Raw genomic sequence first — 25,794 nt, 5'->3', positions numbered from 1 at the left:
AGCTGCTTTTTTCGTTAAGAGCTGACTTGCTTTGATTCAGATTGTGTTAATGTCACTTGTTTTGTTTCTTCTGTTCCATTACGAACGAGTGTGATGCTGACGGTATCTCCTACTTTTGCATTCGTGTAAAGCTCGTGACGTAATTCACTGCCGGTTGTCACTTTTTTACCATTGATGGCGGTGATGACATCCTCTGTCTTTAATCCAGCTTTGGCAGCAGGTGAGCCAGCAGCGATTTCTTTTACGTACACGCCTTTATCCAGCTGACTGCTTGTCAGTCCAAGCGTTTCCTGCTGATAAGCATCTGGTACTTGTTCGAGATCCAGCATGCTGATACCGATATAAGGTCGTTCGATTTTTCCTTTTGTGAGAAGCTGCTCTGCAATTGGTTTGACATCATTGATTGGGAGCGCAAACCCGATACCTTCCACACCTGTTTCAGAAATTTTCATACTGGTGATCCCCACAACCTTTCCGTCTGTTGTTAAAAGCGGCCCGCCGCTGTTGCCGGGGTTAATGGCGGCATCTGTTTGAATGACATTAATACTGCTTTCGCCAGCTGATGTATCCATAGACACTGTTCGATCGACACCGCTGACAATTCCTTGTGTCACTGTTCTTGATAAATCTTCACCAAGCGGATTTCCGATTGCAATGACGGTTTCTCCTGCACGAAGGGATGAGGAGTCTCCAAGTTCAGCGACTTTTGTAACGCCGTTGCTGCTAATTTCGACGACAGCAAGATCAGTCAGCGGGTCAGAACCGACCACTTTTCCTTCCACCGTCTTGCTATTATGCAAGGAGACTGTTAATTTATTTGCTCCTTCAATCACATGGTTGTTTGTTAATACATAGGCTTTACTGCCCGATTTTTTGAAAATAACCCCTGATCCGGTACCGCTTTCTTGCTCTTGACTGCTGCTGTTTTGATTTTGCTGTGATCCATCAAAAGGTGAGTTCATATCACCAAAATCTGTGGTTGTTTGACTTTGTGTTTGATAGTTTGTAATGCCGACGATGGCTGGTGATACGTTTTCGACCATACTGGAAATACTGCTGGTCGAATTGGATGTTTGTGACGCTGTTGTTTTTGACGAATTTGTACTTGTATCATTTGTCGATACAGCGGCTGTTTTCGTTGACGAATCAGTTGAATGATTTTCTGAATGCTGAGCATATGGAGTTAGAACGTAAACACCTAACGCTAACGTACCGCCCACAATCCCGCTGACAAATGGCTTCAGCCAGCCACTTGGCTTCTTCTGTGTTTTTTTCGGCTGTTCAATCGTTTGTAATTCATAAGAAGTGTGTTTTTCATCTTTGTGTTGTGTCATTAAGATCACTCTCTTTCATCGATTTTTACATGTATGTGTTCAAGATGTTTGACCGTATGTGGTGGATACTGACTTTATCGTAAGAAAAAAGTGTGGGATAAAAATGAAAACATTGTGGGAAATTGTTAAAATAAGTAGTGAATCTAAGCAAAATAGAGGAGATTAAACTGTGGAGACTATTGGAATCATTGGATATGGAAGCATGGCAGATATGATGGTACAAAAATGGCTGGATAAAGGAGTACTTCATGCCAGTCAGTTTATGATCCATACACGAAGTGAAACGGAGCGTCTGCAACAGCTGAAAGAGAAGAACCAGCATGTCAACATTTGCTCTTTAGATGACATCTCTGCATCATGTGATGTCGTGTTTGTTTGTGTACCACCGCTTGCTGTACTTGATGTCTTAGATCAACTGAGCCTCGCAAAGACATCTCTTCATATCGTATCAGTGGCAGCGGCTGTCACGTTAGACAAATTAATGCAACATACGAATCAGCCGGTGTCTAGATACATTCCCACTTTGACATCAGCCGTAGGGACGGGTGTATCCCTTGTGGCGCATGGTGAAACCGCTGGGCAGGAGGCGCAAGAACGGCTCCACCGCCTGCTTTCAGCTTTTAGTATCGTCAGGGAAGTGGAAGAGGACCGCTTTGATGCGGCGAGTAATTTGACAAGCTCTTCTCCGGGCTTTATTGCAGCAATCTTTGAAGAAATGGCGAGAGCCGCTGTTCGGAATAGTGAGCTTTCTTTAGAAGAAGCCTATGAATTTTTAACATATGCGCTGCTCGGTACAGGACAAGTTCTTGTTGAACACGGACTGACATTTGCTGAAACGGTGAACAGGGTCGCAACAAAAGGCGGGATTACAGGAGAAGGCGCTGCAGTCATCCAGCAGCAGGCACCGCAAATGTTCGATGACTTGTTTACACAAACGATGAAAAAATATGCGCAACTAAAATCGCAAATCGATGAAGCAGACAAACACCACTAAAGACATAGCTAGTGGTGTTTTTTCTGTAAATTAAATCCTTTATCATCAATGCTTTTGACCTGTATTACCTGAGTCTAATTTCCTTATTTTCAGACATTGTATTGAAAAATCAATCAAGTTCTCATATAATTTTTTAGAAAATTTAGAAAAATATACACAAATTTTAAGTTTAATTAAAGGGGGATGGGGATGAAGCTCTATTTATCAGTCGATATGGAGGGAATTACTGGTCTAGCTGATCATACATTTGTTGATAGCCGCCAGCACAATTATGAGCGCGGGAGAAAAATCATGACAGGTGAAGTGAACGCCTGTGTAGAAGCTCTTCTTACACATGGGGCGACCGATATTTTAGTGAATGATAGCCATTCTAAAATGAATAATCTGTTGATTGAAGATTTGCATGAGGAAGCATCTCTCATATCAGGTGATGTAAAGCCTTATTCAATGGTCCAAGGATTAGATCAAACGTATGATGCCGCTGTTTTTTTAGGCTATCATGCAAGGGCATCAATGAAAGGTGTGATGTCTCACAGTATGATTTTTGGTGTCAGACATTTTTACATAAATGATCATCCGATTGGTGAAATGGGCTTTAATGCGTATGTCGCAGGCTATTATGGTGTTCCGGTCATTCTTGTATGCGGAGACGATCAAGCAGCACTTGAAGCTGAAAAGTTAATGCCTGGCGTGAAAACAGTGGCGGTGAAAGAAACCATTTCAAGATCTGCTGTGAAATGCTTAACACCAGCGAAAGTGAGCACCCTCATCTCGCAGCAAGTGGAAGCTGCCATGAAACAAATTCATCAAATGAAGCCGCTCACGCCTCCTGAGCAGCCAGTGCTGAAAATCGAGTTTGCCAATTATGGACAAGCCGAATGGGCGAATTTAATGCCGGGTACGGCCATCATCGAAGGGACAACAACGGTGACGTACCAAGCAGAGAATATATTAGAAGCCTACCAAGCGATGCTTGTCATGACAGAGCTTGCCGCACGTACAACATTTTGTTAAGCGAGGGGGAGACAGCAGATGGCCAGCTTTTTGCTCAAGCGTTTGATTGCCATGATTGCCACGATTTTAACCATCACAACTTTAACGTTTATTTTAATGAAGGTCATCCCAGGATCGCCCTTCAATGAAGAACGAAATACAAACGAAACTGTCCAGCGAAACCTCGAAAGCTACTATCACTTAGACGAGCCACTCTATGTTCAATATATGATCTATTTAAAATCCATCGTTACTTTTGATTTTGGTCCTTCCATTAAAAAGCCTTCTGAAAGTGTCAATGATTTATTGGCGAGAGGTTTTCCAGTCTCATTAGAACTTGGTCTTATCTCTATTTTGATTGCTGTCATCTCCGGCATCTTGCTCGGAATCATGGCTGCCCTCCGGCATAATGGCTTGATTGATTATATCGCCATGACGATTGCTGTTTTCGGTATATCCATACCCAACTTTATCTTTGCTACCTTATTAATTCAGCAGCTTGCTGTGAATGTAAAACTCTTTCCTACAGCGATGTGGACAAGTCCAATGCATATGGTGCTTCCTACCATTGCACTGGCGGTAGGTCCAATGGCGATCATTGCCCGGTTAACGAGATCGAGCATGATTGAAGTGCTGTCGCAGGACTATATTCGAACTGCAAAAGCGAAAGGACTTTCCCCTTATAAAATTGTGTTTAAACATGCCCTGCGGAATGCACTTTTACCTGTTGTCACGATCCTTGGCACACTTGTCGCAAGTATTTTAACAGGCAGCTTTGTCATTGAAAAAATCTTTGCGATCCCTGGAATGGGAAAATACTTTGTCGAGAGTATTAACAACCGTGACTATCCTGTCATCATGGGAACTACTGTTTTTTACAGCATCATCTTAATTACCCTTCTTTTCATTGTAGATGTGACATATCGTCTGCTTGATCCAAGGATCCAGCTGCATCAGAAAGGAGGAAAGGCATGAGCATACACCTTCAGCATGATCAAACGAATCAAGCGCATGAAGTGCCAGATGAATGGTTTGCTCCTAAAGAACAAAAGACATCTGAAGTCCATGCCATTAAAAGACCCTCACTTTCGTATTGGGCAGATACTTGGCGACGGTTAAAACAAAATAAACTCGCTATGTTTAGTTTATCGGTGCTGATTTTTCTTTTCCTCATGGCTGTATTAGGTCCACTTCTTGCGCCGAATAGTGTGACAGAACAGCGGCTTTCTATGCAAAACTTGCCACCGTCAGCTGCTCACTGGTTTGGAACAGATGAGCTTGGACGTGATGTGTTTACACGTACTTGGTACGGCGCACGCATTTCATTATTTGTGGGCGTGATGGCCGCTCTCATTGATTTTGCAATCGGTGTCATCTATGGCGGTATTGCAGGCTATAAAGGCGGGAAGTATGACCATGTCATGATGCGGATCGTCGAGGTGCTTTACGGTCTGCCGTATTTACTCGTCGTCATTTTATTGATGGTCCTGATGGGGCCTGGGCTTGTCACTATTATTGTGGCGCTCACTGTCACAGGCTGGATCGGGATGGCAAGAATCGTGAGAGGTCAAGTCCTTCAGCTGAAAAGCCAAGAATATGTCCTTGCCTCGAAAACCTTTGGCGCAAAAAGCTTGCGCATCATCCGCAGAAATTTACTGCCGAATACGATGGGACCGATTATTGTCCAGATGACGCTAACTGTACCGACAGCGATTTTTGCTGAAGCATTCTTAAGTTTTCTCGGTTTAGGGATTCAAGCCCCGTTTGCAAGCTGGGGTGTGATGGCCAATGACGCCTTGCCGACAGTGCTGTCAGATAATGGCCACTGGTGGCGTTTATTCTTTCCGGCATTTTTTATTTCGCTGACGATGTTTTGCTTTAATAATTTAGGTGATGGCTTGCAAGATGCGCTTGATCCGAAGATGAAGAGGTGATGGCGTGATGAAAAAAATGCTTCGGATTATCGATCTGCATGTTAGCTTTCGGACATATGGCGGTTCTGTTCAAGCGGTACGCGGGGTGAATGTGGATGTGTATGAAAAAGAAACCCTCGCCATTGTAGGAGAATCAGGCTGCGGAAAAAGTGTGACGTCTCAAAGTATCATGCGGCTTCTCCCTGCATACAGCGCACAAGTCGATCAAGGGGAAATTTGGTTTCGTGATCGCAACTTGCTGTCATTATCTGAAAAAGACATGCGCAGCATCCGTGGTGTCGATATCTCCATGATTTTTCAAGATCCTATGACGGCACTCAACCCGACGCTAACAATTGGGGATCAGCTGATGGAAGCTGCAAAAGTGCATCAGAAGCTGACAAAAAAAGAAGTGAAAGAAGAGGCGCTTCGTATGCTTGACTTGGTGGGGATACCACAGCCGAAAGAGAGACTGAAGCAATATCCGCATCAATTCAGCGGTGGCATGAGGCAGCGGCTCATGATTGCAATGGCTCTTATTTGTGAGCCGAAGGTGCTGATTGCAGATGAACCGACAACTGCACTAGATGTCACCATACAGGCGCAGATTTTAGAACTATTTAAGGAGATTCAGAAAAAAACAGGCGTGACGATTATTTTAATCACACATGACCTAGGGGTCGTAGCACAAGTCGCTGATCGAGTGGCCGTCATGTACGGGGGGAAAATCGTTGAAGTTGGGACAAGGCGAGATATCTTTTACAGTCCGCAGCATCCCTATACAAAAGGGCTACTGCAATCCGTTCCAAGGCTGGATATGAAAGATGAACTCATTCCTATTGAAGGAAGCCCGCCTGATTTATTTGCCCCGCCAAAAGGATGTCCATATACCGATCGATGCCCGTCTGCGATGAAAGTGTGTGATCATATCATGCCGCATGAAACGCAGCGTTCACCTACACATGCAGTACATTGCTGGCTTCAAGATGAACGAGCGAAGCAAACGGTTTTATCTTCAACACAAAGGGGGAGTTTTTCATGAGAAAAACAGGTTGGATTCTCAGTATGTGCTTTATCGCAGTGATGCTGCTTGCAGGATGTACAGCCAATGAGCAAGCAGGCAAAGGATCTTCAAGCAAGGGCGAAGAGAAAGTTTTAACATTAAATAATGAAAACGAACCGACATCATTTGATCCGCCCATTGGTTTTAATAATGTGTCCTGGCAAGGGCTCAATAACTTAATGGAAGGATTAACGAGACTGAATGAAAAGCACGAACCATCTGCTGCCATGGCGGAAAAATGGGACATCTCAAAGGACGGAAAAACGTACACGTTCCATTTAAGGGATGGGATTAAGTGGTCAAATGGTGATCCAGTCAAAGCAAGTGACTTTGAATATGCGTGGAAGCGGCTGCTAGATCCAAAGACGGGCTCTTCTGCGGCATTCTTAGCTTATATGATTGAAGGGGGCGAAGCGTTTAACAGCGGAAAAGGGAAGAAAGAAGATGTAAAAGTCAAGGCTGTTAATGATCAAACGCTAGAGGTCAAGCTAGCATACCCGCAGAAATCTTTCTTAAATATGACCGCAAACCCTGCCTTTTTCCCGGTGAATGAGAAGGTAGCGGAGAAGGACCCGAACTGGGCCAAGGATGCGAAAACCTTTGTCGGTAATGGACCGTTTAAGCTGACAGAGTGGAAGCATGATGAAAGCTTTACAATGGAAAAAAGTGACACGTATTGGGACAAACAAACGGTCAAGCTAGATCAAGTGAAATGGCTCATGATTAGTGACCGAAACACAGATTACCAAATGTATCAATCAGGAGATTTAGATACGGCCTTCGTTCCGGCAGAACAAAGTGAAGACCTGTTAAAAAGCAAAGATGTGCAAATTGAAGATCAAGCAGGGCTGTTTTTTTATCGCCTAAATGTCAACATGGAGCCTTTTCAAAATAAGAACATTCGCAAAGCCTTTCAAATGGCGATCAATCCTCAGGATATTGTAGAGTACGTGACGAAAAATGAAGAGAAGCCAGCACGTGCCTTCGTTTCACCAGGAATTTTAGATTCAAAGGGTGAAGATTTCAGAGAAGCTGGCGGCGATCTTGTCAAACATGATACGAGTGAAGCTGTAAAACTATTAGAAAAAGGGTTGAAAGAAGAAAACTATTCAAAGCTGCCGCCCGTCACATTAACATATAGTACAAAGCCTGAAAATAAGAAAAAAGCAGAAGCCATTCAGCAGCAATTAAAAGAAGCGCTAGGGGTAGATGTGAAGCTTGCCAACATGGAAGCAAATGTGTTTGCAGAAGATCAAAAGGCACTCAAATTCCAATTCTCGCAAAGTTCATTTCTAGCTGACTATGCAGACCCAATCAATTTCTTAGAGAGCTTCCAAACAGGAAATGCGATGAACCGGACAGGTTGGTCAAACGATACGTATGATCAGCTGATCAAAAAGGCGAGTCAAGAAGCAGGTGAACAAAAGAGAAATCGTATGTTGCATGATGCCGAGGCACTTCTGATGGAAGAAGCACCGATCATTCCCATTCATTTTTATAACCAAGTCTATTTACAAAAAGAAGGCGTAAAGGGCATTGTCCGTCATCCTGTTGGTTACATTGATTTGAAATGGGCACAGGTAGATGGAGAGTAAATGAAAAAATGAGAGAACGGGACGCTTTGAAAAAAGCGTCTCAGCGTGTAGACAAACCCTCGCATTCGGTGTCAGTCCTGCGCTTCGGTGCTCACGAATGTCAAATTCGCTCCGCGCCGATGCTCGTCCTTCCTAGGGCTGCAAAGGTTTTCTATCACGCTGAAAAGAAGACAAAGGGTTAAAATAAAGTTCATTTTAACCCTTTGTCAACAATCTGGGACGCTTTGAAAAAAGCGTCTGTTCCTTTATTCGTTCATGTTATGAAGAAGATGCCCATAGATTGAAAGAAACGAAGAGAAAGAGGGGATTGGCATGAACCATCTGCCAGTGGCACTTCAAACAGGAGATACAGTGGGAATCATTGCACCAGCAAGCCCGCCTGATGAGCTGAAATTAGCAAGAGGTATTTCTTTTTTAGAAAGCTTAGGGCTAAAGGTGAAAAAGGGGAAGTATATCGACTCCCGGTATGGTTATTTAGCAGGTCATGATCATGAACGAGTGGAAGATATTCATCACATGTTTCAAGATCCAGACGTGAAGGCAGTGATTTGTGCTTGCGGAGGATACGGAACAGGAAGAATTGCAGAAGCCATTGATTATGACCTCATTCGCCGGAACCCAAAAATCTTTTGGGGATACAGTGATATTACGTTTTTACATACAGCGATTCAGCAGCAGACGGGTCTTGTGACCTTTCATGGTCCAATGCTCTCCTCTGATGTGGGACTTGAGGAGGTTCATCCGTATACAAAAGATACCTTTTTACAGCTATTCACTCCGAAAGCCTTTTCGTATACGAACCACCTGTCACCTCTTCACACTTTTTATCATGGCACGGCTTCAGGCGAAATCACCGGAGGAAATCTTGCCCTTATCGTCACGACACTTGGTACACCTTTTGAAATTGATACAAAGGGGAAGCTTTTATTGATAGAAGATATTGACGAAGAACCATATAAAATCGATCGAATGATGCAGCACTTAGCATCTGCAGGAAAATTACATGATGCGGCGGGATTTATCATTGGTGATTTTCATCAATGTGAGCCGAAAAAGAAAGAGCAGTCGTTAACGCTCGATCAGCTATGGGAGACGTATATTGTCCCGCAACAGAAACCTGCACTTGGCGGCTTTCGGATCGGTCATTCATCTCCAAACTTCGCCATTCCAATCGGCGTGCAGGCTACATTAGATGCTACAGGGAAAAAACTGCATATTTCCCCAGGTGTTGCAGCGAAAGAGGCGATCAAATGAAAATCGTAGATGTTCGCACATGCAGAACGAGTGTACCGCTAAAGAAGCCTTTCAAAACAGCATTAAGAACGGTGTATGATGCCGCATCTCTTATTGTGATCATCACCTATGATCAAGGTGATGTCAGCTATGGAGAGGCAGTGCCGACATCGGTCATTACAGGTGAAACACTGGAAAGCATCGACTATGCTATTTGCGCTGTGATGAGGCCGATCTTGATTGGGGCCTCATTGTCACAATATGAACAAATCTTTTCAGCGATCGACCGTGTACTTGTAGGAAACACGAGTGCAAAGGCTGCAATAGATATGGCGATTTACGATGGTTTAGCGAAGCAGGCTGGCCTGCCGCTTTATCAATATCTTGGTGGTTATCGCGATCAGCTGGAAACGGATTACACGGTTAGTGTCAACCGTCCGCTAGAAATGGCAGAGGATGCGAAGCAATATGCAGCTGAAGGCTTTCGTACCTTAAAGATCAAAGTGGGAAAAGATGATATAGATACGGATATTCAGCGGATCAAGCGGATTCGAGAAAAAGTCGGGCCGGATATTCAAATCAGGCTTGACGCCAACCAAGGCTGGACGTGGAAGGAAGCGATTGTGGCCATTCGAAAAATGGAGGCACTCGATATTGAACTAGTCGAGCAGCCAGTGCCTAAAGAAGACATCGAGGCTCTGCGCCGGGTGACGGAAGCAACAGACACATTGATTATGGCAGATGAAAGTATTTTTAGCCTCCATGATGCCATCAAGGTGTTAGAAACGAGAAGCTGTGATCTCATCAACTTAAAATTAATGAAAACAGGGGGTATCAAAAAAGCGCTGAAAATCAATAGTTTAGCAGAAGCATACGGCGTCAAGTGCATGGTTGGCAGTATGATCGAGTCAAAACTAGGGATTACCGCAGCCGCTCATCTTGCTGCAAGCCAGCCGAATATTACCCGTTATGATTTTGATGCGCCGCTTATGCTCAAAGAGGACTTAATAGACGGAGGAATTGTCTATCAAGGAAAAGATATTCTCTTTCCACCGCATCATGGATTAGGCATTCAAGGAGTGAAAGGGGTCTTATGATGTTATATGAATCAAAGGTTCCAGTCGCAAATATATGGACAGCACCGCAGTCGCCGAGAGATATGGATCGACACGTTCTTCAAAGTTCCGTCCAGATCAAAGAATGGATTGATCAGCAAACATATGAACAGAAATTGGCCTTATGTGAAGAAAACCTTATTCAAACCCAAGTACTGCTTGGCGAACGAGTCATTGGGCTGGAGGAGATAGATGGCTGGATGAAAGTTGTCATCCCGCAGCAGGCAAGCCGGAAACACCCGCAAGGCTACCCAGGTTATATCCCTGTAGAGCAATTAAATGAAGTATCAGAGAGTGAACCAGCTGCTAGTCCCTTGATTGTTTGTCAGAAAAAAGCGGTTTTATATCAAAATGGAACACCGGATATGGAGGTTAGTTTTTTAACAGAACTAGCACCTGTTGAAGAAATGAGCGATTCCTTTGATGTTCTGACTCCAGTAGGAAGAAGAGAAATCAAAAAAGAAGATGTGCGCCGCGCTTCATCACCTTCTTCTATGAGCGGTAAGGATGCCTTAGCCATAGGAAAACAATTTATTGGACTGTCGTATTTGTGGGGCGGCATGAGCAGCTATGGCTACGACTGTTCGGGTTTTGTTTACAGCATGTACAAAGCGTGTGGATGTTTATTACCGAGAGACGCAAGTGACCAAGCAGTTCAAGGAACTCCAGTCGCATCAAATCATTTGGCGCCAGGTGATCTCATGTTTTTTGCCAATGACAATGGGAAGGGAGCAGTTCGCCATGTAGGGATGTATGCTGGAGATGGCATGATGCTTCACTCGCCAAAAACGGGCAGACAGATTGAACTTCTTTCTCTTTCTGGTACTTCATATGAACAGGAATGGGCAGGAACAAGGCGGTATTTGAAAGCTGAGAGGGGGAGATGTGATGGGAAGTGAACCACTTCTGCAAGTCAACAACTTAAAAAAGCATTTTCATCTATCGAAAGGAAGAACGTTAAAAGCATTAGATGGTGTCACCTTTCAGCTGAAACAAGGCGAAACCTTTGGTCTTGTTGGTGAGTCAGGCTGCGGTAAATCTACACTTGGAAAAGTGCTCATGCGGCTTTATGACCCGACAGAAGGTGAAGCTTTGTATGAAGGGAAAAGTCTCCATCACTTATCGAACCGAGAATCATTTGATTTCAATAGACAAATTCAAATGGTGTTTCAAGATCCGTATTCTTCTTTAAATCCTAGGCTCTCTGTAAAAGATATTATGCTGGAACCGATGGAGATCCACCAATTGTATGGCAGTCAAAAGAAAAGGCTCGCACGTGTGAAGGAACTGCTTGAAGCGGTGGGGCTAAGTCATGATTTTGCTACACGCTATCCTCACGAATTCAGCGGAGGACAGAGGCAAAGAATAGGGATTGCTAGAGCACTAGCCTTATCGCCAAAGTTTATTGTGGCAGACGAGCCGATTTCTGCACTAGATGTATCCGTTCAAGCTCAGGTCGTGAATTTGCTGAAAAAACTGCAAAAAGAAGAAGGATTGACGTTTTTATTTATTGCCCATGATTTATCGATGGTCAAATATATTAGCGATCGAATCGGTGTCATGTACTTAGGACATCTCGTGGAAATGACTAGCAGTGATGCTTTATATAAAACACCGCTTCATCCATATACACAAGCATTGCTGTCTGCTATCCCGATTCCAGATCCTGATGTGGAAGATAAACGCAAGCGCTTTATTTTAAAGGGAGAAATTCCAAGTCCAGTGAATCCGCCAAGCGGCTGCGTATTTCGGACAAGATGTCCTGCTGCAATGGATGTATGTGCGGACAAAAAGCCAGTATTACAAGCAGTCGAAGAAGGGCATGAAGTGGCTTGTCATTTATATGATAGGAAATAGATATAGGGAAGAAGGTAAGCATTTAAAAAGCCAGCGAGTAGACAAGCTGGCTTTTTGGCTTTTATGAACGCCTAATAGGTAATGTACAGCATCTAAAAGAGCCGCCGGATTTAATGATTTCTGAAAAATCTACTTCAATGACGGTGTAGCCGTGGGTTGTTAATGCAGCATTTGTTTCTTGGTTGATTGGTAAGCTGATGACTTTTTTCTGTCCAATGGACAACACATTTGGTCCAAGTGTGAACTGCTCTTGCTCACTTATTTCAATGAGATCATAATGCTTTGTGAGCATATGAAGATCCTTTTCCGTAAAAGCTTCAGGGTAAATCAAGATCTCATGATGAGAAAGAATATTCATCACACAATCAAGATGCAAAATGTGAGAAGGAAGATGAATAGGAATGATGTCGTGATTCGGCAATTCTTTTTTGAGCTGCTGGATGGCGGCTAGATTTGTTCTTTTGCTGACCCCCACAAATACCCGGGTTTGGTCTACAAGCACATCGCCGCCTTCAATCGTTCCATCATCCAGCGTGATGGTTGTCCATCCTTTTGTCTGTGCCCATTCTTTTAAGGAATGTTCTTCTCCTTGTCTGACAGGGGCTGCCATGTTTGAAACAAATAAAGTCTGTCCAATTGTAAATCCAATATCCCGAGTGAAGACTTGTTCAGGGAAACGTTCATTTGCAGGAAGAAGGACAGGCCGGACATGATGGTTTTTCAGCGTTTGGATGAATTGCTTATGCTGCGTGAGGGCTTTGATTTGAGAAATATTTTCTCTTGCAAAATGCTTTTGGGTTTCATTGATGATCTGTTTAATTTCCATATAAATTGGACTGCATAAGAGGACTTCTTGTAACTCATCATATTCACTCATACATTGCGGCGTTTTATACACTTTCTCTGATTTCATAGAATCCATCAAAGGGCCTCCTTGTTTATCGATAGTTATATTATTCCTCCTTCTAGTAAATGTTGAAACATTTCCGAAAGAAAATCTCTCATGAGAGACTAAAGCAAAAAGTTTAGACAAACCTAATAGAATAGTGTTTAATAAAAGTCGTTCCGCATCAACGAAAACAGCAAGAAGGAGCTATGACGATGAGTGAAGAAAATTTCAAATACTGCAAGGAATCGAAAGTTGTGAAAACCAGCAGGGTATTCCCCCTCGATACGAATAACCACCAAACGTTATTTGGCGGGAAATTAATGAGTTATATAGATGACATTGCTTCCATTTCGGCAGCAAGACACAGCCGTAGTGAAACAGTTACCGCATCAATGGATTCAGTTGATTTTTTAGAGCCGATTGGACAGAAAGAGTCTGTCTGCTTAGAATCTTATGTGACATGGGTCGGCACATCTTCTATGGAAGTATTCGTCAAAGTCATTAAGGAAAACTTGATGTCTGGAGAGCGCAGACTCGCAGCAACTTCATTTCTTACATTTGTCTCGCTTGATGAAAACGGGAAGCCAAAACGAGTCCCACAAGTCATGCCGGAAACAGAGGAAGAAATCATGCTTCATCAAACAGCGAAGCAGCGGGCAGAGGAAAGAAAAAGCCGCCGAAAGCATAGTAAAGCTTTGGCTGACGCACTTGGGACGGATAAGCCTTGGGCGTAAAAATCACCCTTTATGTGGTGATTTTTTTCTAGGTCACTATCTTGCATAGCAAGATAGTGTGTGGTAAGATCAAACTATCTTGTCATGCAAGATACTGAAAGCGGAGGATCGATGATGACGCAATCAACACAAATGCTAAAAGGAATTCTAGAGGGATGCCTGCTGTCGATTATTTCTGAAGGTGAAATTTATGGCTATGAAATGACAAAGAAGCTTGCGTACTATGGGTTTGATCAGATTAGTGAAGGTAGTATTTATCCGATCTTGCTGCGCATGCAAAAAGAACAACTAGTTCATACGTCTACAAAAGCATCGGCGAGCGGGCCGAAAAGGAAATACTATACGCTCACACAAAGAGGCGAAGAAGCGCTGACGGATTTTACCATGCGATGGAATGAGCTGTCAGGGAATGTAGAGCGATTATTACATAAAGGGAAGTGAGAAGATGGTAACAAAAGAAACGAGACACATCTTATTAGAGCTGCAACTCTATCTTATATCAAAAGGGAAAAATCAGGACGAGATCGACGAGGTGATGGATGAATTAACGACACATGCTGTCGAAGCTGAGAAAGATGGGAAAACAGGGGAAGATGTATTTGGCGGAGATCCACGGGGCTTTGCTGATGAGCTAGCGAAAGAGCTCTCTAGAAATCATAAAGACTGGGTTCCGTTTGTCAGTGCTTTTTTAATTGGATCTCTTTTTTACATGATGTTAGCAGATGCCATCAGTCAAAGTTTATCGTATTCTTGGTATGCACTCATTGGTTATCCGCTCATCATAGTGGCCAATGTGATCATGACCATTGTGATGTTTAGGGCTTCTGCCTTTCAAACAAGCAGGAGGGCATTCTTTTACTTTTGGATATTAGGTGTTTTTCAGATGACAGCCTTGATCACAGTGAAATTATTGGACCAAAAACTTGGTACTCCTTTACTTGTGCTGACCTCGAGCCAAAGATGGGGCGTCATTCTTCTGTTGCTGCTGTGTATTGTCTTATTAAATGCCATATTAAAGGCGAATATGGTGTCGCTCATTCCGGTGATCTTCTTTGGACCGCAGCTCCTATTCGAATGGCTTGGATGGACATCACCTCTCATGCTTCTTTTCACAAGTCTGGTATCCATTGTGATTTTAGTTTTGCTCACAATCGCTTTTTTACGGAAAACAAACAAGAAAAATGAACATTTAATGTAAATAGAGCACATCACTTGCGATGTGCTTTTCTTTTTCTAAAAAAATGTAGATATGGGATCACATTTTTCTTTACAATGAGAAGAGGACAAAAATGAAAAGGGGTTCTGTGATTGGATATTGTATGGGGGTATGTACTCGTTTTTATATTGGCTGCTTTACCTTTCTTTGAAGTGGTTGGTGTCGTTCCGCTGGGGATTTTAAGTGGTCTGCATCCTGTGACAACGGCAGTTATTGGATTCGTCGGCAACTTTCTTACCGTCTTGCTACTCATCGTCTTCGTGGACCGATTTAAAGCGTGGTGGCTGAAGAGGAAAGAGGAGAAACATGATGAAAAAGGAGAGAAAAAACAGCTGAAAGCCAGAAAGGTTTGGGAACGGTATGGTCTCCCTGGTTTGGCACTTATCGGTCCTTTTATCATTGGCAGTCATTTAGCGGCTTTTATGTGTATGAGCTTCGGTACGAAAAGAAAACAAGTCACTGTGTGGATGACGGTCAGTTTAATCATGTGGACCGCATTAGCTGCTAGTTTAACGGGTGCGGGGTTCCATTACTTTGCCCCAGATTCAAATGGGTTGTTCGGAGATATTTTTAGCAAGTAAGCAAGGAGGATAAAAATGGCATATCAAACACGGATCGTGCTCGAAACAGAGCGTCTCAGACTGAGAACAATGGATGAAGACGATGCGCCTTTTTTATATGAAAAGCTATTCCAAGATGAAGAGGTCATGAAGTATTATCCTTCACTAAAGGATGAAGAGCAGACAAAAGAGTGGATTGCTTGGAATCAAAAGAATGACCGCACGTATCATACATCCCTGTGGATCATTGAAGAAAAAGAAACGAAAGAACCACTTGGACAAAGCGGAATTGTTCTCCAAAATGTCGAAGGACAAACAGAGCTTGAAATTGGTTATATGCTAAAGAGATCGGCATGGGGAAAAGGATATGCTGTTGAGGCTGCAAAAGGCTGTCTTGCGTATGGTTTTGACGATATGAAGGTGAGGCGAATGGTCAGCTTAATTCGCCCTGACAATGAAGCGTCAGTCAAGGTCGCAATGAAAATGGGGATGAAAAAAGAAAAAACCATTTCAAAATGGGATCAAATGATTGATGTTTACAGTGTTACTCGTGACGGAAAAAGCGGCTCGCTTGAATCATAAGGAGAGCCGCTTTTTCTTTTGTTCTAACTGAAGTAAATATTTCTTTCGTTCGATTCCCCCGCCATATCCGCCAAGTTCACCGCTTGTTTGAATGACTCGGTGACAAGGAATGATGATGGCCAACTGATTGGCACCATTTGCATTTCCAACTGCCCGAACCAAATGGGGATCGCCAAGCATGATGGCAAGATCTCGATACGATCTCGTTTCGCCTGGTGGAATCTGTAAGAGAAGATCCCATACCTTTTTCTGAAAAGGGGTGCCATGTATAGCAAGTGGTACAGTAAACTGCGTGAGTTTCTTTTCAAAATATAAGGCCAATTCCTTAGCTAATTGCTGATGGACATTTGTTTCTCCAACTAAAATACGGGCATGATGTTTTTTTCTGATGTTCTCAATTTCTCTTTCTAATCCTCGCCTGTCCATAAATTCAAGCAAATACACATGGGTTGCATCTGAAATGCTCATCATCCGCCCAATCGGAGTGGAAATAAAATTCGCATGCAAAATATTGACTTGCGCCTTTTTGGGTGGATTTCCCATAATTTTCGTAAAGGCATCATTGAAGGCACTGGAAGACTCGTAACCGAAGGTGACTTGCTGATCTATGACTTTTTTTCCGTTTAGAATCTCTTTAAACGCTAACCCCATTCGGCGTGATCTAGCATATTGAACAAAGGTCATTCCATAGATTTCTTTAAATTTTCTCCGAGCTGTTGCAGAGTGAATCCCTAATTGGCGAAAATCTTCTTCTTTCCACCGTTTCTCAGGACTCTCTTCAACTGCTGATACAAGTGTTTTGACTTCTTCTGGAATGCTGTTAGGATATGTTAAAGGCGTGCATCGCTTACACGGCCGATACCCTGCAAGCAGTGCCTCCTCTGCTGTAAAGAAAAACTCGCAGTTCTCATATTTTGGTTTTCTAGCAGTGCACGTGGCATGGCAGAAGATGCCGGTTGTTTTAATACCAGCAAAAAACGTGCCGTCATATTGTGGATTCTTATCAACAAGTGCTTGATAAAATTCGTGTTTTTGTTCGTCGGTCATCATCATTTGATCCACCTCTTGTTTTATTATATCAGTGATGTGGTCGTTCCTCTTTCTAACATTTAGTATACTTCGCTTTCATCCACTTTCTTTCGAAAAATGAACAAGTATATTTGAAGGGGAAAAGCAAAGTGTTAGACCGGCATGTCAGGGTGTGATACACTTTTTCATACAGAATCGGCTGTATGCTAGATCTGATTATCATGAATTGGTTTTCTAGGGTTCCGTGCGGCAGCGCAGTCTGGACCGAGAGAAAACACATAGGGTCCTCTAAGAATGGGCCGTATGGACACGGAGGGATAAAAGCCCGGGAGATTTGATCAAACGATCGATTTCCGGGCTTTTTTAATTGCTTGGAATCGGTAAGAAAGGAAGAGATCGAATGAAATGGGGAAACGTTTTGATTGCAGCCGTATTTGAAGTCGGCTGGGTAATGGGGTTGAAATATGCTGACTCTATATTGGAATGGAGCGCAACCATCGTTTGTATTGTCGTCAGCTTTTATTTACTCCTGAAAGCCACGACTGTACTTCCAGTTGGCACACTTTACGCCGTTTTCACCGGACTTGGAACAGCAGGTACGGTCATAGTAGGTATGGTCATGGGTGAGCCGGTACAGCTAGTAAAATTACTTTTGATCATGGTCCTTTTAAGCGGTGTATTAGGACTCAAATTGACCACAGGTGAAAAGAAAGGGGAGGCTGAATCGTGAGCTGGCTTTTACTCATTGGGGCAGGCATCTTAGAAATGCTTTGTGTCACCATGATGAATCAATTCCAGAAAGATCGCCATGTCAAATGGATTTTCTTCATAGCAGCTGGCTTTTCGCTTTCCTTTCTGATGCTGTCTCTTGCGATGAATACAATTCCGATGGGAACGGCGTATGCGATTTGGACAGGAATCGGAGCAGCTGGAGGAGCGATTGTTGGGATGCTGTTTTATGGTGAGTCGAAAGACGCAAAACGTATTTTATTTATCGCACTCATTTTATCAGCAGCGGTCGGGTTGAAAATCATTGAATAAGAAAAGGCTGGCAAACATGTGCCAGCCTTTTTGCTACATCGAATGATGATTGGAATCGTTTTCATTTTTGCGGTAAAGCTGACTCACAAGCAGAAAACATACACCAAATGTAAGTAAAGGAATGAGTCTTTCTCCGGTCATAAATAGATAAATGCCCGTGATGAGACATACGATGCCGAGCCAAAAGCTCACTTTACCAAACAAAGTCATGTTTTTCATCTCCATCACTCCTTTTATGATAAAAGGTCTATTCATATTATATCACGCTAGGTGCAGAATTGAATGAATATTCAATAAAAAATACGACGCTTAATTGCTTTTTCTCTTTCCAGTCCAGTATAATATTTCATTAGAATGAAAAATGTAAATGAGGTCATAAGACATGAGAACATTGATTACAGAGAAACTTGAATTACACAGACAAAAGCATGAGCAAAAAGGAAGGCTTTTAGTCAGCTGCCCGGATCAGCCTGGTATTGTGTCAGCTGTTTCTACTTTTTTATTTGAACATGGAGCAAACATCATTGAATCTAGTCAATACACAACAGATCATGAGAGCGGCCGGTTCTTTTTAAGAATTGAATTTGATTGGAAAGACATTTCTGCCAACTTAGATCAATTGAAAAGCAGCTTTGAGCCAATTGCGCAATCATTTCATATGACGTGGAGCATGTCGCGTGCAAGTGATCTGAAAAAGCTGGCGATCTTTGTGTCTAAAGAGCTTCATTGTTTACATGAACTTTTATGGGAATGGCAAAGCGGTAATTTAATGGCTGAAATAGCGGTTGTCATCAGCAATCATGAAACGGCAAAAGATACAGTCGAAGCACTCGGCATTCCATTCCACTTCGTGAAGGCAAATAAAGACATTCGCCAAGATGCAGAAAAACAACAGCTTGCATTATTAGAAGAATATGATATTGATGCGGTTGTGCTTGCGAGATACATGCAAATTTTAACGCCAGCCTTTATCGAACAGCACCCGAATAAAATCATTAATATTCATCACTCCTTCCTGCCGGCTTTTATAGGGGCTAACCCTTACAAGCGTGCATATGAGCGAGGGGTTAAACTGATTGGCGCGACTTCCCATTATGTCACCAATGATTTAGACGAAGGGCCAATCATTGAACAGGATATTGAGCGGGTAGATCATAGAGATGATGCAGAGGCATTAAAAAATATTGGCCGCACGATTGAGCGTAGCGTGCTTGCCCGTGCTGTCAAATGGCATCTAGAAGATCGAATCATTGTCCATGAGAATAAAACGATTGTGTTTAATTGACCGCTTGACTTTTCCGAAGCAATTGGTGATAATATAAAAAAATTAACGAGCGTTGAGAAGGAATAGTAAGCAGGACCTGCTGTGTAAAGAGAGCAAATGACACGCTGAAACATTTGCCACAGACAGCTGCTGAACCTACCCTTTGAGCCTTAGAGGAAAAATCTAAGCGCATGCCTGGCGTTACAGGAGTTGAGTGGAATAAGCAGACGTATGCTTATTCAATGAAGGTGGTACCACGGAAAATCCCTTTTTCGTCCTTTACATAAGGAGAAAAAGGGATTTTTTATGTGGTGAAAGGTATAGCGGAGGGAATCAATGATGAAAAAGCAAAGGATCGTCATAAAAATTGGTAGCAGTTCATTAACAGAGCAAAAGGGAGCCATTGATGAACAAAAAATGCAGGATCATGTCAAAGCCATCGCAAAACTAAAAGAGGCAGGGCATGAAATCATTCTCATTTCGTCAGGTGCCGTTGCGGCGGGATTTGGCAGTTTAGGATATCCGTCAAGACCTGTGACCTTAAAAGGGAAGCAGGCTGCTGCTGCTGTTGGTCAAGGCTTGTTAATGCAGAAATATACAGAACTATTTTCACAGTTTCAGATGACGCCTGCACAAATGCTTTTAACACGTAATGACTTTTCAGATCGTACAAGATATCGAAATGCTTATGCAACGATGATGGAGCTGCTCGAAAGAAAAATTTTACCGATCATTAATGAAAATGATTCTGTGTCCATCGAGGAGCTTACCTTTGGTGATAATGACATGTTATCAGCACTGGTCAGTGGCTTAATTCATGCAGACCAATTGATCATTTTAACAGATATCAACGGAATTTATGATGCCAATCCAAGTGAGAATCCTGATGCGAAGCGGTTTGATGTGCTGACTCACATTTCAGATGAATTGTTCTCATATGCGAAGAGTACGGGTTCAAAGGTTGGAACAGGCGGGATGAAATCTAAGCTTTCAGCTGCACAAACAGCTCTCTCCCTTGGCGTTAAAGTCTTCATTGGCACAGGTACAGGGGAAGACAAGCTTCTTCACATTCTCGCTGGTCAAGGGGACGGCACATATATTGGTGAACAAGACTTATCATCAGTCAATAACCGTCGCCAATGGATTCAATTCCACTCACCAGTCTCTGGGAAGATCATGATTGATGCGGGTGCAGAGGCGGCGATTTTGCATAATGGAAGAAGTCTTCTTCCAGCTGGTGTCATTGATGTGGCTGGTGAATTTTCTAAAGGAGAGGTCGTCGAAGTTGTTGGTCCAAACGGGTTAGTCGGTAAAGGACAAACATTGTATGATTCAGATGAGCTTCTTGGCATTAAAGGGATGCGAAGTCATGAGCTTTCTCATGAAAAACCTGAAGTCATTCACCGAGATCACTGGGTTCAGCACGTACAAAACTGAGGAGGGAAAACGATGAATGAAGTTCTAGAAAAAGCAAAAAAGGCAAGCGCAGCCAAAGATCAGCTGCTATTAAAAACAACTGAACAAAAGAATGCTGCATTAGACGCTATTGCAAAAGCATTAAAAGCATCTTCAGCTTATTTAATTGCCGAAAACCAAAAAGATGTTCAGGCGGCTATAGACAAAGAGTTCACGCCATCTGTGATCGACAGAATTACATTAACAGAAGAGAGAATTGAAGCGATTGCAGACGCTACGCATCAACTCATTCAGCTCAAAGACCCAATTGGTGAAACATTAGAGACCATTCAAAAAGAAAACGGGCTTCTCATTGAAAAAGTACGTGTGCCTCTTGGAACGGTTGGGATGATTTACGAAGCAAGACCAAACGTGACAGTCGATGCGGCCACTCTTTGCTTGAAAACTGGAAATGCTGTGATTCTTCGAGGAAGTTCATCGGCCATTCATAGTAATAAAGCGATTGTGAAAGTCATTCACGAAGCGCTGCAACCAACGGATATTCCAGTAGACAGTGTACAATTGATTGAAGATACAGGCCGTGAGACGGCTAAAACCCTGTTCACTTTAAATGACTATCTAGATGTCCTGATTCCACGTGGAGGGAAACATTTAATTGATCTTGTTGTGAGAGAGTCTACTGTTCCAGTACTTGAGACGGGTGCAGGGAATTGTCATATTTACATTGATGAAACAGCTCAAAAAGAAATGGCTGAACAAATTGTTCTGAATGCGAAAACACAAAGACCATCTGTTTGTAATGCCATTGAGAGCATTGTCATTCATGAAACATGGGCACAAGAACATGGCGCTTCGCTCTTTGAAGCACTTCAGACACATGGTGTAGAGATACGGGGCGATGAAGCAGTATGTGCACTTGCACCGAGTGCCACTTTAGCGACGACCACTGATTTTGAAACGGAATTTTTAGCGCCGATTGTCAGTATTAAAACCGTAAAGACCATGGAAGAGGCGATACAGCATATTCAAATGTATAGCTCTAAGCATTCTGAAGCGATCATTACGGAAAACGAGCAGCATGCGGCACTTTTCTTAACAGCCGTTGATGCTGCCGCTGTGTATCATAATGCATCCACCCGGTTTACAGATGGCTTTGAATTTGGCTACGGAGCGGAAATCGGCATTAGCACACAAAAGTTGCATGCTAGAGGACCAATGGGTCTGCCAGCCCTAACCTCTGAAAAATTTGTCATTCGTGGGCAAGGACAAATAAGAGAATAACCAATCCAAAAGAGAGTCTTATCGCACAAGGCTCTCTTTTTCCTTTCATTTTTGTATTTCTTCGGTCAAGTATGATAAAATATGGTAATGTTTTATATTTTGAGAAGATTGGAGAAGGCAACGTATGGCGAAAATCATTCCCTCTTCGGATATTGGAGTGAAAATCAACAAGTGGTATGAATTAATCCGCAGATTTGATTCAGAACAAGCAGAACAGTTAAAGCAGGAAATTCGCACCTCTCTTGATTCAATGGAAGAAGATCAGAATTTGCTTCTCTATTTTTCTTTAATGGAATTCAGGCATGAGGTCATGCTCGATTATTTAAAGCCATTAAAGGAAGGAAAGCTTCGCGCCAACTTTTCCGAGCTTTCGAAAGAAATAGATGAGCATCAAACGCATGTCACAGGCATGCTTGAATATTACTATCATTTCTTCAGAGGCATGTATGAGTTCGGCCGGAGAGAGTACATTGCTGCCATATCGTCCTATCAAAAGGCAGAGCACAAGCTTTCTTTTGTATCCGACGATATTGAACGTGCAGAATTTCATTTTAAAATGTCAGAAATATATTATCACATGAAACAAACACACATTTCGATGCACCATGCCAAACTAGCGCTGGATGTCTATATTCAGCACGAACTATATGCGCTTCGTACCATTCAGTGTGAATTTATTGTAGCCGGTAATTATGATGATATGAGAAGGCATGAAAAGGCATTGCCACATCTCGAAAGAGCACTTGCAAGGTCAAGAGACTTTCAGAATGTGCGTTTTATTGCTTCTTCTTTGTTTAATATGGGCAACAGCTATTACAGAATGGGAGACTTGAACCGCGCACTCGACTTAATGAAAGAATCCATCTCATTATTTGATCAAAACCAATCTGATCATCTTCGTCGATCGATAGACCCTCTTTATACAGCCGCTCAGATCTTATACAAACAAGGTAAAAACAATGAAGCATTATATTACAGAGAAGAATGTATGAAACGAGCAGAAGCTCTGCAGGATGACATTCATATTCAGAAGACCATTTTTTTAGAAGCGTTGTACTTACGACAAGATGCAGAGCATATTAAACGAATTTTCCATTTTTTAGAATCTTCCTATGCATATCCAGATATAGAAGAGCTGGCTTTAGACACCGCAAAGTATTATAATGAAATGGAGGATTATGAAAAATCTTCCATGTTCTATGGGGAAGCGGAACATGCTCGTATCTATATTCAGAGAGGGGATTGTTTATATGAATTTTAAAAAATGGGCAGTCGTCTGTACAAGCATCACGATCTTGGCATTATGGATCACATCACCTAATGCCGACCCCGATAACAGAAACCATACGCTAGAAAAACCGAATCCGCAGCATATCACGATCTAAAAAGCCCTTTTTAAAGGGCTTTTTTTATTGACCGCTTCAATCATCGTAGGTTGCACATTCATAAAAATAAAAAATGGAGGAAAGATGAAAGTGAGTGTTTTTCATTGACTCTTGAATTTAGATTGTGTACAATTCAATTGTAGAAAACATTAATAGAGCGAAAGAGGGTTATATTCATGTCAGAAGTTTTATTTACTGCAACGGTATCAGCTGTAGGAGGAAGAGAAGGTAAGGTTGTGTCAACAGATGGTGTACTAGAGCATGATGTAGCAATGCCAGGAACGCCAAGAGCGAAAAAGCTTGAGAAAGCAACGAATCCAGAGCAATTATTCGCAGCGGGCTATTCTGCATGTTTTGATTCAGCCCTTCAAATGGTCGCAAGACAAGAGCGTATCCGTTTTGAAAGTGAAGTAACGGCACATGTAAGCTTAGTCAAAGACAGTTCAGACGGCGGTTTCAAATTAGGTGTCAAATTAGAAGTAAAAGGAACTGGCATTGAGCAATCTGCACTTGATGAACTTGTTCATAAAGCACACGGCGTTTGCCCATACTCAAAAGCAACGCAAGGAAACATTGAAGTAGAATTAGTAGCTGTCGCTCAATAATAGACATCAAAAGGCTGAGGGAATATTCCCTCAGCCTTTTGATTGTGTTAATTTTTGCAAAAGCTCATGTAAAGAAGCGCGAAGTGTTTTCAGCTCTTCTTCTGATCTGCCTGTTCCAGACAGCATTTGAAATGGAATCGAAGTGGCCTTCTCTTGTAAAGCTTCTCCGTATTCTGTTAAACGAATTTGGACCGAACGCTCATCCTCTTTCGAACGTTCGCGGATGATGAGTCCATTTTGTTCCATTCGTTTTAGCATAGGTGTGAGTGTACCGGAGTCTAAATATAAAAGCTCTCCCATTGTTTTCACATTTAATGTCCCATGCTCCCATAACAAAAGTAGTGCCAAATATTGCGGGTATGTGATATTTAACTCTTCTAATAATGGTTTATACTGCTTCGTCATTTCTCTTGAACTTGCATATAACAAGAAACAAAGCTGATTTTCCAGCTTCATATGTTCAAATTCATTTGTCATATCTGTCACCAACTATTTTTTGTCATACTTATCATTGTATAAGATTTTCTTCCTTTTTAAAATAAATACAGACTAAAAATGAAAAATTCTTCAATGTGCCATAAATGTTTGAGCAACGAATAGAACGTGAAAGGTATAAGTAGAAGAAGGAGGAGATCAAGATGAAACCATTATTTACTGCAAAAGTAAAAGCAAAGCACGGAAGAGCAGGACATGTTCGTTCTGATGATGGTGTGCTTGACCACAACATTGTGATGCCAAACGCAAAGAAAGATGGAGAAACTGGTACGAATCCTGAACAATTATTTGCAGCGGGTTATGCGGCCTGCTTCGGAGGGGCGCTTGAACAAGTCGCCAAGAAGCAAGGTGTCGAAATTGAATCAGAAGTAGAAGGACATGTCAGTCTATTAAAAGATGAAAGTGATGGCGGTTTTAAACTTGGTGTGAAGCTGATTGTTTCCGCTAAAGGGCTTGACCATGACAAAGCGAAAGAGCTTGTTGAGGCTGCACATGAATTCTGTCCATATTCAAAAGCAACAAGAGGAAACATCGAAGTAGAGCTTGAAGTGGCGGAATCATGAAAAGAAAAAAGGGCTAAAATTTAGCCCTTTCTCAACAATCTACTGACACCTGCTGTGGAGCAGGTGTCTTTTTTAATATTCTTTCTTTTTGTCGTATGTGTCCCATGCTTCAAATGGAGCAAGGGTTTTTTGAAGGGTCAGCTGGTAAAATGGAATGTTTCTTGATTCGTATTCTTTATTGATTTCTTCATAAATAAAGGAGTCATCAAAACCAGAAGTCGCTGCATCCTTGTGCCCAGCGGCAAAATATACGGCCTTTGGTCTAGCCCAATAGATAGCACCAAGACACATTGGACAAGGCTCACAGCTTGTATACAAAATACAGTCTTCTAATTGGTATGTATGTAGTGTTTGGCACGCCTTTCGAATGGCTGTAACTTCTGCATGTGCGGTTGGATCATTACTCGTTGTGACATTGTTGCTTCCCTCTGCAATAATCTGACCGTCTTTGACAATGACCGCTCCAAAAGGGCCGCCTGTGCCACTATTTACTCCTTCTACTGCAAGATCAATTGCGCGTTGTAAAAAAGCTTCGTGATTCATTGTCTTCCTCCCTTTGTTCGACTGACTTCTCTAGTATAAACGAATCATGATAGAAAAGGAATCATTGTAGGAGGAGATCGAACAGGACAATTTA

The 25,794-nt window shown here is 42.4% G+C and carries 30 protein-coding genes, 1 riboswitch and 1 other annotated feature; of the genes, 24 read left to right on the top strand and 6 right to left on the bottom strand.

All coding sequences use genetic code 11. The annotated features are described in order from the left end of the window. Positions 1-14 precede the first annotated feature (14 nt). On the bottom strand, positions 15-1,334 hold the full coding sequence (locus tag ACRRMM_RS07905; RefSeq protein ID WP_144625965.1) for a S1C family serine protease: 1,320 nt from the start codon (positions 1,332-1,334) through the stop codon (positions 15-17). A 169-nt stretch (positions 1,335-1,503) separates the two neighbouring features. Here ACRRMM_RS07905 and proG point away from each other — a divergent pair, with 169 nt between their 5' ends. The 10 genes from proG to ACRRMM_RS07855 all read left to right on the top strand — a co-directional run bounded on the left by proG (position 1,504) and on the right by ACRRMM_RS07855 (position 12,097). Further along, complete coding sequence (proG, locus tag ACRRMM_RS07900; RefSeq protein WP_025207214.1) at positions 1,504-2,328, top strand: pyrroline-5-carboxylate reductase ProG; 825 nt, start codon at positions 1,504-1,506, stop codon at positions 2,326-2,328. Between the two features lie 189 nt (positions 2,329-2,517). Next, a complete protein-coding gene (locus ACRRMM_RS07895) occupies positions 2,518-3,342 on the top strand; it encodes a M55 family metallopeptidase (RefSeq protein WP_025207215.1) in 825 nt (274 codons plus the stop codon). Between the two features lie 18 nt (positions 3,343-3,360). Continuing rightward, positions 3,361-4,296: an ABC transporter permease gene (locus ACRRMM_RS07890; protein ID WP_008346233.1), complete on the top strand. Its 936-nt coding sequence runs from the start codon at positions 3,361-3,363 to the stop codon at positions 4,294-4,296. Then, positions 4,293-5,255 carry an ABC transporter permease gene (locus tag ACRRMM_RS07885; RefSeq protein WP_017359137.1) on the top strand — a complete coding sequence of 321 codons (963 nt, stop codon included), beginning with the start codon at positions 4,293-4,295 and terminating at the stop codon, positions 5,253-5,255. The genes ACRRMM_RS07890 and ACRRMM_RS07885 overlap by 4 nt, the downstream gene beginning before the upstream one ends. Positions 5,256-5,262: 7 nt before the next feature. Next, a complete protein-coding gene (locus ACRRMM_RS07880) occupies positions 5,263-6,276 on the top strand; it encodes an ABC transporter ATP-binding protein (RefSeq protein WP_007498841.1) in 1,014 nt (337 codons plus the stop codon). Beyond that, positions 6,273-7,892 carry a peptide ABC transporter substrate-binding protein gene (locus tag ACRRMM_RS07875; protein WP_025207217.1) on the top strand — a complete coding sequence of 540 codons (1,620 nt, stop codon included), beginning with the start codon at positions 6,273-6,275 and terminating at the stop codon, positions 7,890-7,892. Before ACRRMM_RS07880 ends, ACRRMM_RS07875 begins: the two co-directional genes overlap by 4 nt. A 312-nt stretch (positions 7,893-8,204) precedes the next feature. After that, positions 8,205-9,146: a S66 peptidase family protein gene (locus ACRRMM_RS07870; protein ID WP_017367085.1), complete on the top strand. Its 942-nt coding sequence runs from the start codon at positions 8,205-8,207 to the stop codon at positions 9,144-9,146. Then, positions 9,143-10,222, top strand: a complete 1,080-nt coding sequence (locus ACRRMM_RS07865; protein WP_025207218.1) for a dipeptide epimerase — start codon at positions 9,143-9,145, stop codon at positions 10,220-10,222. The genes ACRRMM_RS07870 and ACRRMM_RS07865 overlap by 4 nt, the downstream gene beginning before the upstream one ends. Beyond that, positions 10,222-11,139 carry an NlpC/P60 family protein gene (locus tag ACRRMM_RS07860; protein ID WP_428828907.1) on the top strand — a complete coding sequence of 306 codons (918 nt, stop codon included), beginning with the start codon at positions 10,222-10,224 and terminating at the stop codon, positions 11,137-11,139. Before ACRRMM_RS07865 ends, ACRRMM_RS07860 begins: the two co-directional genes overlap by 1 nt. Next, positions 11,129-12,097 (top strand): ABC transporter ATP-binding protein, encoded by a 969-nt coding sequence (locus ACRRMM_RS07855; protein WP_017367088.1) that lies wholly within the window; start codon positions 11,129-11,131, stop codon positions 12,095-12,097. The genes ACRRMM_RS07860 and ACRRMM_RS07855 overlap by 11 nt, the downstream gene beginning before the upstream one ends. Positions 12,098-12,158: 61 nt before the next feature. On the opposite strand, the gene ACRRMM_RS07850 is transcribed toward ACRRMM_RS07855, so the two are convergent. Continuing rightward, the gene (locus ACRRMM_RS07850) at positions 12,159-13,019 is read right to left on the bottom strand and encodes a dimethylarginine dimethylaminohydrolase family protein (RefSeq protein ID WP_428828908.1); all 861 of its coding nucleotides are present in this window, start codon (positions 13,017-13,019) and stop codon (positions 12,159-12,161) included. 179 nt (positions 13,020-13,198) lie between these two features. On the opposite strand from ACRRMM_RS07850, the gene ACRRMM_RS07845 reads away from it, so the two are divergent. The 5 genes from ACRRMM_RS07845 (at position 13,199) to ACRRMM_RS07825 (ending at position 16,078) form a co-directional block, all read left to right on the top strand. Further along, positions 13,199-13,720 carry an acyl-CoA thioesterase gene (locus ACRRMM_RS07845; RefSeq protein WP_008346212.1) on the top strand — a complete coding sequence of 174 codons (522 nt, stop codon included), beginning with the start codon at positions 13,199-13,201 and terminating at the stop codon, positions 13,718-13,720. A 114-nt stretch (positions 13,721-13,834) separates the two neighbouring features. Beyond that, positions 13,835-14,161, top strand: a complete 327-nt coding sequence (locus ACRRMM_RS07840) for a PadR family transcriptional regulator (RefSeq protein WP_165378841.1) — start codon at positions 13,835-13,837, stop codon at positions 14,159-14,161. 4 nt (positions 14,162-14,165) lie between these two features. Then, positions 14,166-14,918: an HAAS domain-containing protein gene (locus ACRRMM_RS07835; protein WP_017359130.1), complete on the top strand. Its 753-nt coding sequence runs from the start codon at positions 14,166-14,168 to the stop codon at positions 14,916-14,918. A gap of 110 nt (positions 14,919-15,028) precedes the next feature. Then, positions 15,029-15,517 carry a small multi-drug export protein gene (locus tag ACRRMM_RS07830; RefSeq protein WP_007498817.1) on the top strand — a complete coding sequence of 163 codons (489 nt, stop codon included), beginning with the start codon at positions 15,029-15,031 and terminating at the stop codon, positions 15,515-15,517. A 15-nt stretch (positions 15,518-15,532) separates the two neighbouring features. Next, positions 15,533-16,078: a GNAT family N-acetyltransferase gene (locus ACRRMM_RS07825; protein WP_268357737.1), complete on the top strand. Its 546-nt coding sequence runs from the start codon at positions 15,533-15,535 to the stop codon at positions 16,076-16,078. Here the strand turns inward: ACRRMM_RS07825 and ACRRMM_RS07820 are convergent. Then, the gene (locus tag ACRRMM_RS07820; RefSeq protein WP_065460239.1) at positions 16,073-17,131 is read right to left on the bottom strand and encodes a bifunctional transcriptional activator/DNA repair enzyme AdaA; all 1,059 of its coding nucleotides are present in this window, start codon (positions 17,129-17,131) and stop codon (positions 16,073-16,075) included. The genes ACRRMM_RS07825 and ACRRMM_RS07820 overlap by 6 nt on opposite strands. 199 nt (positions 17,132-17,330) lie before the next feature. Further along, a riboswitch (guanidine-I (ykkC/yxkD leader) is annotated at positions 17,331-17,441 on the top strand. Positions 17,442-17,507: 66 nt separating this feature from the next. On the opposite strand from ACRRMM_RS07820, the gene ACRRMM_RS07815 reads away from it, so the two are divergent. Next, positions 17,508-17,837 carry a DMT family transporter gene (locus ACRRMM_RS07815; RefSeq protein ID WP_017367095.1) on the top strand — a complete coding sequence of 110 codons (330 nt, stop codon included), beginning with the start codon at positions 17,508-17,510 and terminating at the stop codon, positions 17,835-17,837. Beyond that, a complete protein-coding gene (locus ACRRMM_RS07810) occupies positions 17,834-18,148 on the top strand; it encodes a DMT family transporter (protein WP_017359126.1) in 315 nt (104 codons plus the stop codon). The genes ACRRMM_RS07815 and ACRRMM_RS07810 overlap by 4 nt, the downstream gene beginning before the upstream one ends. 33 nt (positions 18,149-18,181) lie before the next feature. On the opposite strand, the gene ACRRMM_RS07805 is transcribed toward ACRRMM_RS07810, so the two are convergent. Next, positions 18,182-18,367, bottom strand: a complete 186-nt coding sequence (locus tag ACRRMM_RS07805) for a hypothetical protein (RefSeq protein WP_017359125.1) — start codon at positions 18,365-18,367, stop codon at positions 18,182-18,184. Between the two features lie 163 nt (positions 18,368-18,530). On the opposite strand from ACRRMM_RS07805, the gene purU reads away from it, so the two are divergent. From purU to ACRRMM_RS07775, 6 genes are all read left to right on the top strand, one after another. Next, a complete protein-coding gene (purU, locus tag ACRRMM_RS07800; RefSeq protein WP_007498809.1) occupies positions 18,531-19,433 on the top strand; it encodes a formyltetrahydrofolate deformylase in 903 nt (300 codons plus the stop codon). A 43-nt stretch (positions 19,434-19,476) separates the two neighbouring features. Next, positions 19,477-19,695, top strand: a binding site (T-box leader). 56 nt (positions 19,696-19,751) lie between these two features. After that, the gene (proB, locus tag ACRRMM_RS07795; RefSeq protein ID WP_035392650.1) at positions 19,752-20,849 is read left to right on the top strand and encodes a glutamate 5-kinase; all 1,098 of its coding nucleotides are present in this window, start codon (positions 19,752-19,754) and stop codon (positions 20,847-20,849) included. A gap of 12 nt (positions 20,850-20,861) precedes the next feature. Beyond that, entirely contained in the window at positions 20,862-22,109 is a 1,248-nt protein-coding gene (locus ACRRMM_RS07790; RefSeq protein WP_148780195.1) for a glutamate-5-semialdehyde dehydrogenase, read from the top strand. Between the two features lie 124 nt (positions 22,110-22,233). Further along, entirely contained in the window at positions 22,234-23,370 is a 1,137-nt protein-coding gene (locus ACRRMM_RS07785) for a tetratricopeptide repeat protein (protein WP_008346192.1), read from the top strand. Further along, on the top strand, positions 23,360-23,494 hold the full coding sequence (locus ACRRMM_RS07780) for a hypothetical protein (protein WP_008346190.1): 135 nt from the start codon (positions 23,360-23,362) through the stop codon (positions 23,492-23,494). The genes ACRRMM_RS07785 and ACRRMM_RS07780 overlap by 11 nt, the downstream gene beginning before the upstream one ends. Positions 23,495-23,670: 176 nt before the next feature. After that, entirely contained in the window at positions 23,671-24,099 is a 429-nt protein-coding gene (locus ACRRMM_RS07775; RefSeq protein ID WP_017367099.1) for an organic hydroperoxide resistance protein, read from the top strand. A gap of 30 nt (positions 24,100-24,129) precedes the next feature. Here ACRRMM_RS07775 and ACRRMM_RS07770 read toward each other — a convergent pair whose 3' ends face one another. Beyond that, the gene (locus tag ACRRMM_RS07770) at positions 24,130-24,576 is read right to left on the bottom strand and encodes a MarR family winged helix-turn-helix transcriptional regulator (RefSeq protein WP_008346188.1); all 447 of its coding nucleotides are present in this window, start codon (positions 24,574-24,576) and stop codon (positions 24,130-24,132) included. 161 nt (positions 24,577-24,737) lie between these two features. On the opposite strand from ACRRMM_RS07770, the gene ACRRMM_RS07765 reads away from it, so the two are divergent. Beyond that, on the top strand, positions 24,738-25,157 hold the full coding sequence (locus ACRRMM_RS07765; RefSeq protein ID WP_007498799.1) for an organic hydroperoxide resistance protein: 420 nt from the start codon (positions 24,738-24,740) through the stop codon (positions 25,155-25,157). Between the two features lie 72 nt (positions 25,158-25,229). Here ACRRMM_RS07765 and ACRRMM_RS07760 read toward each other — a convergent pair whose 3' ends face one another. Further along, positions 25,230-25,700: a nucleoside deaminase gene (locus tag ACRRMM_RS07760; RefSeq protein ID WP_008346184.1), complete on the bottom strand. Its 471-nt coding sequence runs from the start codon at positions 25,698-25,700 to the stop codon at positions 25,230-25,232. Positions 25,701-25,794 lie beyond the last annotated feature (94 nt).

Origin of the sequence: Bacillus sp. XT-4 (assembly GCF_050864245.1) — a bacterium.
Classification (GTDB): Bacteria; Bacillota; Bacilli; order Bacillales; family Bacillaceae; genus Bacillus; species Bacillus altitudinis.
Note: the sequence above shows the minus strand (reverse complement) of the source record. Positions and strands in the feature narration are given on the sequence as shown.